Source organism: Streptomyces sp. NPDC039462 (genome assembly GCF_055639375.1).
In genome coordinates this window covers 461,503-476,237 of the sequence record NZ_JBVKAO010000006.1, presented here as the reverse complement: position 1 = coordinate 476,237, position 14,735 = coordinate 461,503, and the positions used below count along the sequence as shown (strand labels likewise).

Here is a 14,735-nt window from a genome sequence, read left to right as displayed (position 1 = left end):
AGCCTGGCGCCCCGCGGCCCGCCGCGCCAGGCCTCAGCCGGACAGCACGTCGAGGATCCGGTCCACATCCGCCTCGGTGTTGTACAGGTGGAACGCGGTGCGCAGGTGTCCCGCCCGTGCCGAGGTGAGGATGCCGGCGCGGGTCAGTCCGGGGGCGCGGTCGGCGAGTCCTGGCACCGAGACGATGGGTGAGCCGCCGGGCACGGGGGTGTGGCCCAGTTCGGCGAGTCCGGCGCGGTAGCGGGCGGCGAGTGCCGTGTCGTGGGCGTGGATCGCGTCGATCCCCGTCTCCTCGACGAGGGTGAGCGCGGCGGCGGCCCCGTGGTAGGCGAGGAAGGCGGCGGGTTCGTCGAATCGGCGGGCGTCCGCGGCGAGTCGGTCGAGCGGCCCGTAGGTGGAGTGCCAGGTGTCGGCCGCCGCGAGCCACCCGCCGTGCAGCGGCGGCAGGGACTCCTGCGCCTCTTCCCGCACCGTCAGGAACGACACGCCGCGCGGACACAGCAGCCACTTGAAGGCGCCGGTCACGGTGTAGTCGTAGGCGCCCGCGTCGAACGGCAGCCAGCCCACCGCCTGCGTGGCGTCGACGAGGGTGCGGGCGCCGTGGGCGGCCGCCGCCTCGCGGACCGCGGGCAGGTCGGCGGTGCGGCCGTCGGCCGACTGGACGGCGGAGAAGGAGACGAGCGCCGTCGTCGGGGTGACGGCCGCGGCGAGCTCGTCCAGTGGCGCGTACCGCATCTTGAGGTCGCCGCGCAGCACGAAGGGGTTCACGATGGACGCGAACTCGCCCTCGGGCGCGAGGACTTCGGCACCGGACGGCAGCGAGGCGGCGATCAGCCCCGCGTGCACCGCGACGGACCCGCCGGTCGCGACGCGGCCGTCCGGGACCCCGACGAGCCGGGCGAAGGCGACGCGCGCCTCGTCCACCACCTCGAAGTCACCCGCGCCGCCCGGCCGTCCTTCGCCGCTCTCGGCGGCGAGCGCGCACACCGCCTCGACGGCGCGGCGGGGCAGCAGGCCGCAGCTCGCGGTGTTCAGGTACGTCGATGTGGGAGCGAATTCGGTGCCGTTGTTGATCCCCAGGGACTCCATGGGGATCAACCTATGCGGCGGCTCAGGCCTGCGGAACCGCGCATCCGTCGGGCCCGCACGCCTCGCCGCCGTCGGCCTGCGCGAGGGTGGTGAGCGGCGGGCGCTCGCCCCACGCCTGCTCCAGGGCCCGGGTGAAGACCTCGGCGGGCTGGGCGCCGGAGATGCCGTACTTGCGGTCGAGGACGAAGAACGGCACGCCGTTCGCGCCCAGTTCGGCGGCCTCGCGCTCGTCGGCGCGCACCTCGTCGGCGTACCGCTCGGGGTCGGCGAGGACGGCCCGCACCTCTTCCTCGGCCAGGCCCGCCTCGACGGCGAGCTCGACGACGCGCTCGTCGTCCGTGAAGACGGACCGCTCCTCGGCGAAGTTCGCGCGGTAGAGCAGCCCGATCAGCTCGTCCTGCCTGCCCCGCTCCTTGGCGAAGTGCAGGAGGCGGTGCATGTCGAAGGTGCTGCCGTGGTCGCGGCCCTCGGTGCGGTAGTCGAGGCCTTCGGCGGCCGCGTTCTCCCCGAGCCGCCGCTCGCCCTCGCGGGCCTGCTCCTCGGTCATGCCGTACTTGCCCATGAGCATCGGCAGCACGAGGCCGGTGTCGCCCTTGGCGCGGCCGGGGTCCAGCTCGAAGGAGCGGTGCACGACCTCGACGCCGTCACGGTGCGGGAAGGCGGCGAGGGCCTTCTCGAAGCGGGCCTTGCCCACGTAGCACCAAGGGCAGGCGATGTCGCTCCAGATCTCGACGCGCATGTGTGGCTCTTTCCAGGTCGTACGGTACGAAGCAGTCGGTGCGGAGGGTGCCTCCGCTCAGTCCGTCAACGTACGGGCAGACCGTCTCATTCCCCCACGGCGCCGGAACCGGGCCGTGCCTCAGCGGCACGGCCCGGTTCACCGCGTCAGTCCTGGCGGCTGGTGACCTCGACGAGGTGCGACCCGAACTGGGTCTTCACCGGGCCCTGGACCTCGCCGACCGGGGCCGAGAAGACGACCTGGTCGAACTCGGGGACCATCTGTCCCGGGCCGAACGAGCCGAGGTTCCCGCCGGCGCTCGACGAGGGGCACGAGGAGTGCTTCTTGGCCAGCTCGGCGAAGTCCGCTCCGCCCTCGATCTGCTCCTTCAGCTGGAGCGCTTCCGTCTCCGTTGCGACCAAGATGTGTCGCGCAGTGGCCCTGGCAGCCATGTGTCACGCCCTTTCGAGTGCATATGAACGCCGCCAAGGGTAGACGCCTCATTCCCCTGCCCGGGACTCCGCGGCCGCGAAGCTGCCCGTGTTCGCCCTGACCCAGGTGCGCAGGTGGGCGAGGGGTTCCAGGGCGCCGCGGCCCAGCTCGGTCAGTTCGTACTCGACGCGGGGCGGGACCTCGGCGTGGACCGTGCGCGTCACGAGGCCGTTCTCCTCCAGGCGGCGCAGGGTCTGGGTGAGCACCTTGGGGCTGACGCCCTCCAGCTTGCGGCGCAGCTCCCCGAAGCGGCGCGGGCCGTCCGCCAGGGCGGTGACGGCGAGGCCCGTCCACTTGTGGACGAGCAGCTCGAAGACCTTGCGGCCGGGGCAGAGCAGGCCGTAGATGTCGTGCCGGGTCCGGGTGTCCTCACGGTTGTGACCAGTCATGGTTCCCAGTCTGACCAGTCATGGTTTCCAGAAGATAGTTGGGGCCCTTGCGGGTGATCAGGGCTTCCCGCCTAGCGTCCCGCCCATGAACTCCACCACTACGCCCGTCCGCGTCGGTCTCGTCGGTCTCTCCGCCCGCGGCGGCTGGGCACCCCACTCCCACGTCCCCGCCCTGGCCCGCCTCGACGGCTACGAACTGCGTGCCCTGGCCGCTTCCGGTGAGGCCTCGGCGCGGGCCGCGGGCGAGAAGTACGGGGTGCCGCTGGCGTTCGGCTCGGCCGCCGATCTCGTCCGCAGCGACGAAGTCGATCTCGTCGTGGTGAGCGTGCGGGTGCCGCTGCACCGCGAGGTGATCCTCGACGCGCTCGGCGCGGGCAAGGCCGTGCTGTCGGAGTGGCCGCTCGGCAACGGTCTCGCCGAGGCCGAGGAGCTGGCGGCGGCCGCGGAGCAGGCGGGGGTGCGGACGTTCGCGGGGTTGCAGGCCCGCTCGGCGCCCGCCGTGCGGTTCGTCCGCGATCTCGTCGCCGACGGGTATGTCGGAGAGGTCCTGTCGACCAGCCTGGTCGCGTCGGGGCGGCGCTGGGGTCCCGTCTTCGAGCCGTCCGGGGAGTACCTCCTGGACAGGCGGAACGGCGGGACCATGCTGACCATCCCCTTCGGGCACACCGTCGACGCCGTCTCCATGGTGCTCGGCGAGTTCACCGAGGTCTCGGCGACCCTGGCGACCCGGCGCCCCGTCGTCCGCGAGGAGGGCACGGGCCGCCCGGCCGCCATGACCGTCGACGACCAGATCGCGGTGAGCGGGCGGCTCGAATCGGGCGCCGTCGCCTCGGCGCACTTCCGCGGCGGCCTCTCCCGAGGCACGAACTTCCACTGGGAGATCAACGGCACGGACGGCGACCTGGTGATCACCGGCGACTCCGGCCATCTGCAGCAGGCCGCACTCACCGTGCGGGGCGCCCGCGGCGCGGACCCGGCCGCTCGCGAACTCCCCGTGCCCGGGCGGTACTTCGACGTCCCCGCACTGGACGACCTGCGCGGACTTCCCGCGTACAACGTAGGGGCGCAGTACGCCCGGATGCTCGCCGGCCCGGCCGAAGGCGACGCGCCCGTACCGGACTTCGCGCACGCGCTGCGGCGCCAGCGATTGCTCGACGCCATCGATCGCGCGGCGGCCACCGGCACCCGCGTCGCCCTGCGGCAGGGCTAGGAGCCGTCCCGCAGCCCCTGCGGCCAGTTGGGCCGGAACTCGATGTGGTCGTACGTCACCACGCAGCCCTCGCCGACGGGTGACTGCGCCATGAAGCCGACGAGTGCTGCGCCCGCCGTCTCCTCGTCGCCGAGCGAGAAGATCCGCACGAACGTCCACCGCTCGCCGTCCGTCGACGCGTGGAACGCGAACGCCGACCCCGTACGGCTGACGCGCAGCCAGGCGCTGCTGCCGTCCACCACGAAGGCGTTGGCGTCGTCGGAGCGGCCGCGGGTGACGACCGTGCAGATGGTGGGCTCGTCCGGGGAGCGTTCCAGGCACAGCTTGGCCCACTCCCGCTCCCCCACGTGGAGATACAGCACGCCCGCGTCGAAGGCGGCGGCGAAGCCGACCGTGACCCGGGCGATCAGCTGGAAGTCGCCCTCGGGGGCGCCGAGGAGGCGGGGCGCGTCGGAGGCGGGCTCCAGCGCCCCGCCCGTCGGGGGGACGAAGCGGTCCTGCCGGGCGCCCGCCCAGCCGGTGAGCACCCCGTCCTCGTACGACCAGTGCCCGTCGGGGCCGTATGTGCGCAGGGAGAACGGGAGTTGCCCGATGGTGACGTCCATGCGGTCAGTGTTCCAGGCGCCCGTCGTAACGCCGCGGCAGGCCCAGCGGGTTGTCGTCGCGCAGCTCCGGCGGGAGCAGCGCCTCGGGGGTGTTCTGGTACGCGACCGGGCGCAGCCAGCGCTCGACGGCCGTGCCGCCCACGGACGTCGAGGTCGATGTCGTCGCGGGGTAGGGGCCGCCGTGGTGCTGGGCCGGGGCGACGGCGACGCCGGTCGGCCAGCCGTCGACGAGGACGCGCCCCGCGAGCGGGGTGAGCTCGGCGAGCAGTTCGGCACCCCGGCCCCTCTCCCCCGCCGCCTCGTCCGAGGAGAGCTGCACGGTGGCGGTGAGGTTGCCGGGAAGGCGGGAGAGGACGGCGGTGATCTCCGCCGCGTCGGTGTACCGCGCGACGACGGTGACCGGGCCGAAGCACTCCTCCAGGAGCAGGTCGTACGCCCCTTCTTCGGCGAGGCGCGCGGCCGGGACGGTCAGGAAGCCCGCGCTGACGGTGTGCTCGCCGCCCGCGCCGGGGGTCACCGGGGCCTCCACGTCCGGGAGTGCGGCGCGCTCGCGCACCCCGGCGACGAAGTTGTCCCGCATCCGGTGGTCCAGGAGCACCCCGGCCTCGGTGGCGCCGACCGCTTCGGTCAGGGACTTCAGGAGCCGGTCGCCGCCCGCGCCCTCGGGGGCGAGGACCAGGCCGGGCTTGACGCAGAACTGGCCGACGCCGAGCGTCATCGAGCCTGCGAGGCCGGTGCCGATCTGCTCGCCGCGCTCGGCGGCGGCGGCCTCGGTGACGACGACGGGGTTGAGGGAGCCGAGCTCGCCGTGGAAGGGGATCGGGACGGGCCGGGCGGCGGCCGCGTCGAAGAGGGCACGCCCGCCGCGGATGGAGCCGGTGAAGCCGGCGCCGGACACCAGCGGGTGCTTGACCAGTTCGACGCCCGCCTCGAAGCCGTGCAGGAGGCCGAGGACGCCCTCGGGGATGCCGTGCGCGGCGGCGGCCCTGCGCAGCACGGCGGCGACCAGTTCGGAGGTGCCCGGGTGGTCCGGGTGGGCCTTGACGACGACCGGGCAGCCCGCGGCGAGCGCGCTCGCGGTGTCGCCGCCGGGCACGGAGAAGGCGAAGGGGAAGTTGGACGCGGAGTAGACCGCGACGACGCCGAGCGGAATCTTGTAGCGGCGCAGGTCCGGTATGGGCGGGGTCGCCGTGGCGTCGGGGTGGTCGATGACGACGCCGAGGAAGGCGCCCTCGTCGACGATGTCCGCGAAGGAGCGCAACTGGTAGCAGGTGCGGGCGAGTTCGCCGGTGAGCCGGACGGGCCCGAGCGCGGTCTCCGCGTCCGCGGCCTGCACGAGGTCGTCCTTCGCCTCTTCGAGGAGGTCGGCCGCGGTGCGCAGGAAGGCGGCGCGGACCTCGCGGTCGGCGAGTGCGGGCGCCGCGTCGCGGGCGGCGCGGACCGCGCGGTCGACCTCCCCGGCTGTGGCTTCCACCGCAACCTGCTCGCGCTGCTTCCCGGTTCGGGGGTCGACACTCCAGACTGGTGTTGCTGCCACCGCGGATTCCCTTTCCAGACGTATGCCACTCACCAGGGCTGTTCGATATGCTGAACACCGTCTCCGTTGATGAACGGCGGGGACTTGAGACTATTTCTCGGCGTTCAAAGGGGTCAAGGGCGATGTCGGCTGGCGAGACCGGAGGCGGTGCGCAGGTCAAGTCCGCGGTGCGGACGGTGGAATTGCTCGAGTACTTCGCGGGCAGCCCCGGAATGCACTCGCTGGCCGCGGTCCAGGAGGCCGTCGGCTATCCCAAGTCGAGCCTGTACATGCTGCTCCGCACGCTGGTCGAGCTCGGCTGGGTCGAGACGGACGCCACCGGCACGCGGTACGGCATCGGCGTGCGCGCCCTGCTCGTCGGCACCTCGTACATCGACGGCGACGAGGTCGTGGCCGCCGCCCGCCCGACCCTGGACCGGCTCTCCGACGACACCACGGAGACCATCCACCTCGCCCGGCTCGACGGCACGAACGTCGTCTATCTCGCCACCCGCCAGTCGCAGCACTACCTGCGGCCCTTCACGCGCGTGGGCCGCCGCCTCCCCGCGCACTCCACGTCGCTCGGCAAGGCGCTGCTCGCCACGCACACCGACGAGCAGGTCCGCGCCCTGCTCCCGGAGACGCTGCCCGCGCTCACCGAGCACACCATCACCGACCGCGAGAAGCTCATCGAGGAGCTGCGCACGGTGCGCGAGCAGGGCTTCGCGGTGGACCGCGAGGAGAACACGCTCGGCCTGCGCTGCTTCGGCGTCGCCATCCCCTACCGCACCCCGGCGCGCGACGCGATCAGCTGCTCGGTGCCGGTGGCACGGCTCACGCCCGCGCACGAACAGATCGTCAAGGACGCGCTCTTCGACGCCCGGGACCGGCTGACACTGGCGACTCGTAGGCTCTGACGCATGGATGTCAGCCTGCGCGAAGTCCACGACAGCGATCTGCCCGTCTTCTACCGCCAGCTGAACGATCCCGTGGCCGGCCACATGGCCGCGTTCACACCGGAGGACCCGGCCGACCGGGACGCCTTCGACGCGCACTGGAGGAAGCTGCGGGGCTCCGCCGACATCGTCGTCCGCACGGTCCTCGCGGACGGTGACGTGGTGGGCAACGCGGGGGTGTACGGGGAGCCCGGCGAGCGCGAGGTCACGTACTGGATCGACCGCGCCCACTGGGGCCGTGGCCTGGCCACCGCGGCCCTGCGCGGCCTGCTCGAACTGGCACAGGACCGGCCGCTCTACGCCCGCGCGGCGGCGGACAACGCGGGCTCGATCCGGGTCCTGGAGAAGTGCGGCTTCCGCGTCTCCGCCACGGAGCGGGGATACGCCCCGGCGCGCGGCACGGAGATCGACGAGGTCGTCCTCGTCCTGCGCGAGGACTGATCCGCGCGGCGCCGCCTCCGCCGCGCGGCGGAGGCGGATCGACCCGGCGCAGGAGGTGCCGCGACGCGTCCGGGCGGGACCTTGGAGACATGCCGCACACACTGTCCCCCGCCCCTGCGCCGTCCACCCCCGGCCGCATTCCGCGTCCCGCCCGCACGACCTACGCTGTCGACATGATCATCGGGGGGATTGTCGCCGTCCACACGAGCTGCTTCCTCACGCGGCGGACCGGCGCCACCGCGTGAAGACACTCGCCACCACTCTCTTCGGGCGCCGGGCGCGTCGCCGCTGGATCCATCTGATCCTCGGCGGCGCCCTCGCCATGCCGTACGTCCTCGTCGGCTCCATCGTCGTCGGGCCGCTCTTCGACGACGAGGCGGTCCTGGGCTCGCTCGGCGCCCAGCTCAGCGCGTTCGCCGTCGGGCTGCCGCTCGCCGCGGTCACCGCGCTGTTCCCGCTGACGCGGCCGATGTCGGTGGCCGCTGTGCGGGCCCTGTGCGGGGTACCGGCCGACTCCCTGGCCGAGGGGCCCGCGCGCACTCGGGTCGCCCGCACCCGCGCCGCCGCGTGGTTCACGCTGCACCTCGGCTTCGGCGGTGTCATCAGCGGCATGTCGCTCGCGCTGCCGCCCTTCGCGAGCGTCCTGATCGCACTGCCCTTCTGCGCCGTCCTCGCGGACAGCCGCATCGGGATGCCCGAAGTCTTCGGCGAGACCTGGCTGTTGGTCCTCTCCCCCGTCATCGGCTGCGCGTCGCTCGTGGCGCTCGCGGCGTGCGCCGCCACGGCCGGCGCGCTGCTCGCCCGCTGGGCGCCCGGCCTGCTCGGGCCGACGCCCGCCGACCGGCTCGCCGCCGCCGAGCAGCGCGCCGCCGACCTCGCCGTGCGCAACCGGCTCGCGCGCGAACTGCACGACTCCGTCGGTCACGCCCTGAGCGCCGTCACGCTCCAGGCGAGCGCGGCCCGGCGCGTCCTGGACCACGACCCGGAGTTCGTGCGTGAGGCGCTGGCCGCCATCGAGGACACCACGCGCCGCACGGTGGGCGAACTCGACGCCGTATTGGGCGTGCTGCGGGAGGCCGACAGCGCGGGTCCGACGGCGCCCGCGCCCACGCTCGCCGCCGACCTGGACGGCCTGCTGCGCCGCACCGGGGCGGCCGGACTGCGGGTGACGGCCACCGTCGCCGCGAACCCCGAGTCGCTCCCGCCGCTGGTCTCCCGGGAGGCCTACCGCATCGTGCAGGAGGCCCTGAGCAACGCGCTGCGGCACGGCGGCGATGCCACCTCCGTGACGCTCCGCGTCGCCCTGGACGGCCCCGACCTGGCCGTCACCGCCGAGAACCCGCTGCCACCCCGCTCCCCCGCGTCCCGGCCCGGCGGCGGCCACGGCCTGCGCGGCATCGCGGACCGGGCCCGGCTGCTCGGCGGCACGGCCGATGCGGGCCCCGCCGACGGGATGTGGCGGCTCGACGTACGACTTCCCCTGAACTGACCTGACGTACGACTTCCCCCGAAGGGACAGCCATGACGGCCGACGACAACATCCGGGTCGTCCTCGCGGACGACGAGCGCATGGTGCGCACCGCCCTGCGCGCGATCCTCTCCCCCGAGCCCGGCATCGAGGTGGTGGGCGAGGCGGCGACGGGCGCCGAGGCGGTCTCCGTCGTACGCGATCTGAAGCCGGACGTGGTCCTGATGGACGTCCGCATGCCGGAGACCGACGGGATACGCGCGACCGAGCAGATCCTGCGGACGATGTCGGGGCCGCCGCGCGTCGTCGTCGTGACGACCTTCGAGAACGACGCGTACGTCTACGAGGCGCTGCGCGCCGGAGCCGCCGGGTTCCTCCTCAAGCGGGCGGACGCCGACGAGCTCGTCCAGGCGGTCCGGCTCGTGGCGCGCAGCGAATCGCTGCTCTTCCCCGCGGCCGTCCGCGCCCTGGCCGCCGAGTACGGCCGCCCCGAGCCCGCGCCGCCCGCCTGGGTGGCGCGGCTCACCGGCCGGGAGAGCGACGTTCTGCGGCTGATGGCGGCGGGCCTGACCAACGCGGAGATCGCCGGGCGGATGGGGGTGGGCGCGGCGACGGTGAAGACGCACGTGGCGTCGGTCCTCGCCAAGACGGGCGCGCGGGACCGCACCCAGGCGGTGATCGCGGCGTACGAGGCGGGCTTCATGAAGGCTCGATGAGAAATCGGTCGCAAGCACGCCACAAGGGAACGAAACCCTCCCCTTTGCTCGTCCTCCCACGGGATGAACAAGACGATCAGGCACGCCTCGGTCTTCGCACTGCTGCTCGTGCTCGCCCTGCTGGTCCGGGCGACATGGGTACAGTTCCACGACTCGAAGGCGCTCGCGGACGACAAGCACAACCGGCGCAACGCGATAGAGCAGTACGCGGCCCCGCTGGGCGACATCATCGTGGGCGGTGAGGCCATCACCGGCTCCGAGCGGACGACAGGGGGAGACCTCGCGTACAAGCGGACCTACAAGAACGGCGATCTCTACGCACCCGTCACGGGCTACAGCTCCCAGGTCTACGGCGCCACCCAGCTCGAAGGCATCTACCAGGACCTGCTCGACGGCACCGACAACCGTCTGAAGACCCCCCTCGACACGCTCACCAACAAGCGGGCCGACCCCGGCGACGTCGTCACGACGATCGACCCGGCGGTGCAGAAGGCCGGCTACAAGGCGCTGGGCGACACGAAGGGCGCGGCGGTCGCCCTCGACCCGAAGACCGGCAAGATCCTCGGCATGGTCTCGACGCCGTCGTACGACCCGTCGAGGATCAGCGGTTCCTCGGACTCCAAGGCGTGGCGGGAGCTGACCACCGACAAGGAGAAGCCGATGGTCAACCGCGCGATGCGGCAGCCCCTGCCGCCCGGATCGACGTTCAAGCTGGTCGTGGCGGCGGCAGCCCTGGAGGACGGTCTCTACGGCTCGGTGGACACGCGGACGAGCAGCCCGAATCCGTACACGCTGCCCGGGACGCGCACCGTCCTCAAGAACGAGAACCAGGCCGCCCCCTGCGAGAACGCGAACATCCGCACGGCGCTCCAGTACTCCTGCAACAACGTCTTCGCGAAGATGGCCGTCGACCTCGGCCGGGACAAGGTGAAGGCGATGGCGGAGAAGATGGGCTTCAACGCCGACAAGCTGGACGTGCCGGTGCGCGCGGCCAAGAGCGTCTACCCCTCCGACATGGACAAGGCGCAGACGGCGCTCACCGGCATCGGCCAGTTCGACGTGACGGCGACCCCGCTGCAGATGTCGATGGTGTCGGCCGCCATCGCCAACGGCGGCGTGCTCGCCGCGCCGCACATGGTCTCGCAGATCAGCGACTCCGACGGGAACGTCCTGGAGAAGTACGACGACGGCGACTCCCAGCGCGTCATGGACGAGTCCACCGCCGAGGGCCTGCAGTCCGCGATGCAGACGGTCGTCGAGAAGGGCACCGGCTCGAACGCGAAGATCAGCGGCGCCACCGTCGGCGGCAAGACGGGCACGGCCCAGCACGGCGAGAACAACAGCAAGACGCCGTACGCCTGGTTCACGTCGTACGCCAAGGGCAGCGACGGCAAGGAGGTGGCGGTCGCGGTGATGATCGAGTCGTCGAGCGCGGCCCGCGACGAGGTCAGCGGCAACGGCCTGGCGGCCCCCATCGCCAAGGCGATGATGGCGGCGGCGCTCAAGGGCTGACGGCGGGTGCCTGGCGGCCCCGGGGGCGGACGTGTCCTACCCCCGGCGCCCCCGCCACCTCGACACTCCCCACGCGAGCGCCACGACCGCCGCCGCGCCCGTCAGCAGGCCCGCCGCGAAGCCCGCACCGGACGCCGCGTCGTTCTCGTCGGCCGCCACCGCCGCCCCCGCGACCGCCACGGCCGCGGCGAGGACGGCAAGCAGGGCGTAGAACTTCCGGCTGAAGAAGCGGGAGCGAGCCGGGGCCGGCGGGGTGGACGTGAGCCGGGCCGCGGGGCCGATGCTCGCGGCCTTGGGGCGCTTGTACCAGGCGTAGACGATCCACTCGCCGCACAGCTCCCAGCCGTCGGGGGCGAGCCGCTCGTCCAGATCTTCGCGGCCGCGCGTGACCAGCTCGCGCCGGTACTCCCAGCGCTGCGGCTGCGTCACGTCGCGGTGGCTGACGAAGCGGCCGAGGGCGTCGACCCGCTCGACCTCCCAGCCCTCGTCGCCGAAGCGGTTCAGGAGCTCCTCGTCGACGTACGTGTCGGCGGTCCAGCGCCAGGTCTCCACCCGCTCGTCCGGCGCCTGCGGTGCCCGCTCCCCCGTGGCGGGCACCAGCTGCGCGGCGAACTCCTCGACGGGCCCGAACTCGGCCTCCGCGTCCTCGGCCCCGGACTCCTCCAGGTGGGCGGCGAGGTCCGTGACGGTCGCCTCGACGCGGTCGGCGGGCAGGCCCTGCGCCCGCAGCCGCTCGGCGAGTTCGACGAGGTAGCCGTCCTGCCCGTCCGTCGCGTGCTGTGTGTGCTGTGCTTTCATCGTGTCTCCACTCCGGCCCTCGCGAGGACTTCTCGTACGGATCCGTCGAAGGCGAGCCACAGCCCGCCCTGCTCGCCGAGGGTTTCCCGGCCGGCGTCGGTGAGCCGGTAGTAGCGGCGCCCGGGCCCCTTCTCGGCGGCGCGGAACTCCGCGGCGACGAGGCCCGCCTCCTCCAGGCGGTTCAGCACCGGATAGAGCGTGCCGCCCTTGATCTGGCCGAAGCCGGCGGCACCGAGCATCTTGGCGATCTCGTAGCCGTAGCTCTCGCCGTCGGTGAGGCCGGCGAGCACGAGGAGGTCGAGTACGCCTTTGAACCAGCTGGCGCGGCGGTCGGTCGTCACTGCGGGTCTGCCTTTCAGACGGCGGTTGCCGGGTGCGGCTTCTCGGGCGCGGGGAGCGTCAGATCGCGTACGGAGAGGTAGACGTGCACGGCGACGGGGAGCAGCAGGCTGCCCGTGGCGAGGTAGAGCCCGGTGAACACCGCGCCGAAGAAGGCGAAGACGAGGACGCCCCGGCGGCCCTGGTAGAAGCCGGCCAGCGCGTAGACGAGGATCGACAGGGCCGCCGCCACATAGAGGTCGAGTCCGAGCGCTCCCACGCCGAAGGCGATGAGCAGGCCGCGGTAGACCAGTTCGGCGCAGACGCCGTCGGACACGGCGACGGCGATCGCGAGCCTGCGCTCCTCGGGCGTGCGCGGCAGCATCGCCTCGATGGCGGCGAGCCCGGGCACGTTCCTGCCGCGCTCGGCGAGGTCGCGGAAGTTCCGTCCGGAGGCGACCGCGGCCGCGCCGGTGAGGAGGATCGTGGCGATCGTATAGGCGGGCCGCTCGGGCAGCGCGAGGCCGAGGTCGGCGGCGGCGGTGCCGGGCGAGAGGAGCAAGGCCGCGCCGGCGAGGGCGGCGAACGCCCACCACAGGGCGAGCACGAGGCCGTAGTAGCGGACGAGGGCGCGGGGTTCGGTGTCCCTGCGCCGGGCCAGCGACTCGTACATACGGCGGCCTGCCCAGGGCTCGCCGAGCAGCAGATAGGCGGCGAGCGCGGCCGCGACGGCGGTGGACGGTGCCGAGAAGTCCGGCGCGAAGTCCGTCGTGATGGTCATGGGATCCCCCTTCCCGAGGGGGTGGTGCGGCGCGCATTGGCGTACGCCGCACCACCCCTGTGCGTCTGAGCTACCTAGACCGTATGGCGACCTAGTCAGGAATGCAACCTATCTCGGGGAGCTGACCATCCGGGGACCCTGGTCGACCTGCCCTATCCGACGTAGTACGTCGGGTTCGGGAGCTTGTACGTCTTGTCGGCGTAGCCGCCTTCGAGGTCGCTCACCTGGTCACCGAAGCTGCCGACGATGTTGTAGCCGGTGGACTCGATGTACTTGCGCGTGCCTTCCTTGAACTGGACGGTGGTGCAGTTCCAGGCGGCGGGCGTCGCGCAGTCCTTCAGGTAGGCGGGCGGGTTCGTCTTGTCCTTGGTGAAGACGTGCGTGCGGTCGAGCGCCGTGTCGTATCCCGCCCTGGCGAGGTTGGTGACGGCGCCCTCGCGCAGCGACTCGGCGAGGCCGGTGAGGAAGAAGACCTCGACGCCCTTGCTCTTGGCGTACTTCACGAGCTGCGGCATGCCGAAGACGGCGGGGCGCTTGGCCTCCTTGACGTAGGCGTACCAACTGTCGTTGTTGTACGTGTAGTTGGTCGACTTCTCGTAGTCGAAGCTGAGCAGCGCCGTGTCGTCGACGTCGAGGACGATCGCCGGCTTCTTGCCGTGCCGGGCGTGGTGCGCGGCCTTCTTGATGTCCTTCTTCGCCTTGGCCTGGATGCGGGCCAGGTCCTTGGCGTACGGGCTGTCGGGCGAGGACCTCCACACGCCGTCCGCCCCCTTGGCCGCGCCGTAGTAGGCGTCGATCTCGCCGACGAGGAGGCCTATGTTGTGCGGCTCCTTGGTGGCCCGCGGCGGGGCCTGGTCGGCTCCGGCGGCACCGGCGGTGTAGAGGGCGGCACCGGCGACGGTGCAGGCGGTGGCCAGGCCGGCCACGCGTAGGGACTTCCGCATGTGTTGCGTCTCCGCATCAGGGTTCGGGCAGGTCAAGGACTGTCTACGCGCATCGACCCGGGTGTGGGGAGACCGTGGGACGACCCTTTACCTGATCCATACCTGGAGCACACGCGGCTCGCGCCGGGCCCGGAGCGCGCTCAGCCCTGCCCCGGCGCCTGCCCCTGCCCCTGCGGCCGCCAGCCGGGGTCGCGGCCGCTGAGACCGATCACCCGGTCCAGGAGAGGCGCGTCGTCCGGCACCGGAACCGGCGCACCGAACAGCCCTCCCCCGTCGGCGTCCGCCTCGGCGCCCCCTTCGGGCGTGAGCAGTGCCTTCGCGGCCTCCAGGCTCGCCTCGTCGGGGGCGTACTCCTGCCCGGTCGCGCGCGCCAGGTCCCAGCCGTGCACGACGAGTTCGTCGAGGGCGACGAGGCCGGCGACCTCGCCCGGCAGGTCGACGCCGCCCGCACGGGTCATGCCCTGCCAGGCCGCCGGGGAGCGCCAGGCGTCGGCGAGGGCGTCGAGCGCCTTCGGCAGCTCGCCGCGCCAGCCCGGCCCGATGTCCGGCACGAAACTCCCCGGGTCCTGGTCGAGGCCGGGTCCGAACTCCTTGCGCGCGGCCTGGCCGAAGGCCACGGAGAGGCCGAGGACATGGCCCAGCAGATGGCGCACCGCGTATTCGGGGCAGGGCGTGGGCGCCGCGAGCTGGTCGTCCGTGACGCCGTCGGCGATCCGGGCGACGAGCCGGGCCTGCGGGCCGAGGTCGAGGATGTCGGTCATGGGGGCCTCCTGAGGGGGCGG

18 protein-coding genes are annotated in these 14,735 nt (G+C 72.8%); 7 read left to right on the top strand and 11 right to left on the bottom strand.

Annotated elements, in window-relative coordinates; genetic code table 11:
• Nucleotides 1-33 precede the first annotated feature (33 nt).
• The 4 genes from ACZ7LU_RS30535 to ACZ7LU_RS30520 form a co-directional block, all read right to left on the bottom strand.
• Nucleotides 34-1,089: an aminotransferase class V-fold PLP-dependent enzyme gene (locus ACZ7LU_RS30535; RefSeq protein WP_471918572.1), complete on the bottom strand. Its 1,056-nt coding sequence runs from the start codon at nucleotides 1,087-1,089 to the stop codon at nucleotides 34-36.
• 22 nt (nucleotides 1,090-1,111) lie between these two features.
• On the bottom strand, nucleotides 1,112-1,828 hold the full coding sequence (locus ACZ7LU_RS30530) for a DsbA family oxidoreductase (protein WP_471918571.1): 717 nt from the start codon (nucleotides 1,826-1,828) through the stop codon (nucleotides 1,112-1,114).
• 146 nt (nucleotides 1,829-1,974) lie between these two features.
• Nucleotides 1,975-2,229, bottom strand: coding sequence for a peptidylprolyl isomerase (locus ACZ7LU_RS30525; RefSeq protein ID WP_468092926.1), 255 nt, complete (start codon nucleotides 2,227-2,229; stop codon nucleotides 1,975-1,977).
• 78 nt (nucleotides 2,230-2,307) lie between these two features.
• Nucleotides 2,308-2,688 (bottom strand): winged helix-turn-helix transcriptional regulator, encoded by a 381-nt coding sequence (locus tag ACZ7LU_RS30520; RefSeq protein ID WP_468092924.1) that lies wholly within the window; start codon nucleotides 2,686-2,688, stop codon nucleotides 2,308-2,310.
• An 85-nt stretch (nucleotides 2,689-2,773) separates the two neighbouring features.
• On the opposite strand from ACZ7LU_RS30520, the gene ACZ7LU_RS30515 reads away from it, so the two are divergent.
• On the top strand, nucleotides 2,774-3,898 hold the full coding sequence (locus ACZ7LU_RS30515) for a Gfo/Idh/MocA family protein (protein WP_471918570.1): 1,125 nt from the start codon (nucleotides 2,774-2,776) through the stop codon (nucleotides 3,896-3,898).
• Here the strand turns inward: ACZ7LU_RS30515 and ACZ7LU_RS30510 are convergent.
• Nucleotides 3,895-4,503, bottom strand: a complete 609-nt coding sequence (locus ACZ7LU_RS30510) for a DUF1349 domain-containing protein (RefSeq protein ID WP_468092920.1) — start codon at nucleotides 4,501-4,503, stop codon at nucleotides 3,895-3,897. The genes ACZ7LU_RS30515 and ACZ7LU_RS30510 overlap by 4 nt on opposite strands.
• A gap of 4 nt (nucleotides 4,504-4,507) precedes the next feature.
• Nucleotides 4,508-6,040 carry an aldehyde dehydrogenase (NADP(+)) gene (locus ACZ7LU_RS30505; protein WP_471918569.1) on the bottom strand — a complete coding sequence of 511 codons (1,533 nt, stop codon included), beginning with the start codon at nucleotides 6,038-6,040 and terminating at the stop codon, nucleotides 4,508-4,510.
• A 122-nt stretch (nucleotides 6,041-6,162) separates the two neighbouring features.
• Here ACZ7LU_RS30505 and ACZ7LU_RS30500 point away from each other — a divergent pair, with 122 nt between their 5' ends.
• The 6 genes from ACZ7LU_RS30500 (at nucleotide 6,163) to ACZ7LU_RS30475 (ending at nucleotide 11,112) form a co-directional block, all read left to right on the top strand.
• The gene (locus tag ACZ7LU_RS30500) at nucleotides 6,163-6,936 is read left to right on the top strand and encodes an IclR family transcriptional regulator (protein WP_398307638.1); all 774 of its coding nucleotides are present in this window, start codon (nucleotides 6,163-6,165) and stop codon (nucleotides 6,934-6,936) included.
• Between the two features lie 3 nt (nucleotides 6,937-6,939).
• Nucleotides 6,940-7,416: a GNAT family N-acetyltransferase gene (locus ACZ7LU_RS30495; RefSeq protein ID WP_398307636.1), complete on the top strand. Its 477-nt coding sequence runs from the start codon at nucleotides 6,940-6,942 to the stop codon at nucleotides 7,414-7,416.
• Between the two features lie 89 nt (nucleotides 7,417-7,505).
• Nucleotides 7,506-7,661: a hypothetical protein gene (locus ACZ7LU_RS30490; protein WP_471918568.1), complete on the top strand. Its 156-nt coding sequence runs from the start codon at nucleotides 7,506-7,508 to the stop codon at nucleotides 7,659-7,661.
• Nucleotides 7,658-8,905 carry a sensor histidine kinase gene (locus tag ACZ7LU_RS30485; RefSeq protein WP_471918567.1) on the top strand — a complete coding sequence of 416 codons (1,248 nt, stop codon included), beginning with the start codon at nucleotides 7,658-7,660 and terminating at the stop codon, nucleotides 8,903-8,905. The genes ACZ7LU_RS30490 and ACZ7LU_RS30485 overlap by 4 nt, the downstream gene beginning before the upstream one ends.
• 32 nt (nucleotides 8,906-8,937) lie before the next feature.
• Nucleotides 8,938-9,600: a response regulator transcription factor gene (locus ACZ7LU_RS30480; RefSeq protein ID WP_468317214.1), complete on the top strand. Its 663-nt coding sequence runs from the start codon at nucleotides 8,938-8,940 to the stop codon at nucleotides 9,598-9,600.
• A 63-nt stretch (nucleotides 9,601-9,663) separates the two neighbouring features.
• Entirely contained in the window at nucleotides 9,664-11,112 is a 1,449-nt protein-coding gene (locus ACZ7LU_RS30475) for a peptidoglycan D,D-transpeptidase FtsI family protein (protein ID WP_471918566.1), read from the top strand.
• A 36-nt stretch (nucleotides 11,113-11,148) separates the two neighbouring features.
• Here the strand turns inward: ACZ7LU_RS30475 and ACZ7LU_RS30470 are convergent, their stop codons facing one another.
• The 5 genes from ACZ7LU_RS30470 to ACZ7LU_RS30450 all read right to left on the bottom strand — a co-directional run bounded on the left by ACZ7LU_RS30470 (nucleotide 11,149) and on the right by ACZ7LU_RS30450 (nucleotide 14,714).
• Complete coding sequence (locus ACZ7LU_RS30470; protein ID WP_471918565.1) at nucleotides 11,149-11,910, bottom strand: hypothetical protein; 762 nt, start codon at nucleotides 11,908-11,910, stop codon at nucleotides 11,149-11,151.
• Complete coding sequence (locus ACZ7LU_RS30465) at nucleotides 11,907-12,251, bottom strand: PadR family transcriptional regulator (protein ID WP_468092905.1); 345 nt, start codon at nucleotides 12,249-12,251, stop codon at nucleotides 11,907-11,909. Before ACZ7LU_RS30465 ends, ACZ7LU_RS30470 begins: the two co-directional genes overlap by 4 nt.
• A 14-nt stretch (nucleotides 12,252-12,265) precedes the next feature.
• Nucleotides 12,266-13,009: a CPBP family intramembrane glutamic endopeptidase gene (locus ACZ7LU_RS30460; protein WP_471918564.1), complete on the bottom strand. Its 744-nt coding sequence runs from the start codon at nucleotides 13,007-13,009 to the stop codon at nucleotides 12,266-12,268.
• A gap of 152 nt (nucleotides 13,010-13,161) precedes the next feature.
• Nucleotides 13,162-13,953, bottom strand: a complete 792-nt coding sequence (locus tag ACZ7LU_RS30455) for an HAD family acid phosphatase (RefSeq protein WP_468317221.1) — start codon at nucleotides 13,951-13,953, stop codon at nucleotides 13,162-13,164.
• Nucleotides 13,954-14,093: 140 nt separating this feature from the next.
• Nucleotides 14,094-14,714, bottom strand: a complete 621-nt coding sequence (locus tag ACZ7LU_RS30450) for a TIGR03086 family metal-binding protein (protein WP_471918563.1) — start codon at nucleotides 14,712-14,714, stop codon at nucleotides 14,094-14,096.
• Nucleotides 14,715-14,735: the final 21 nt, after the last annotated feature.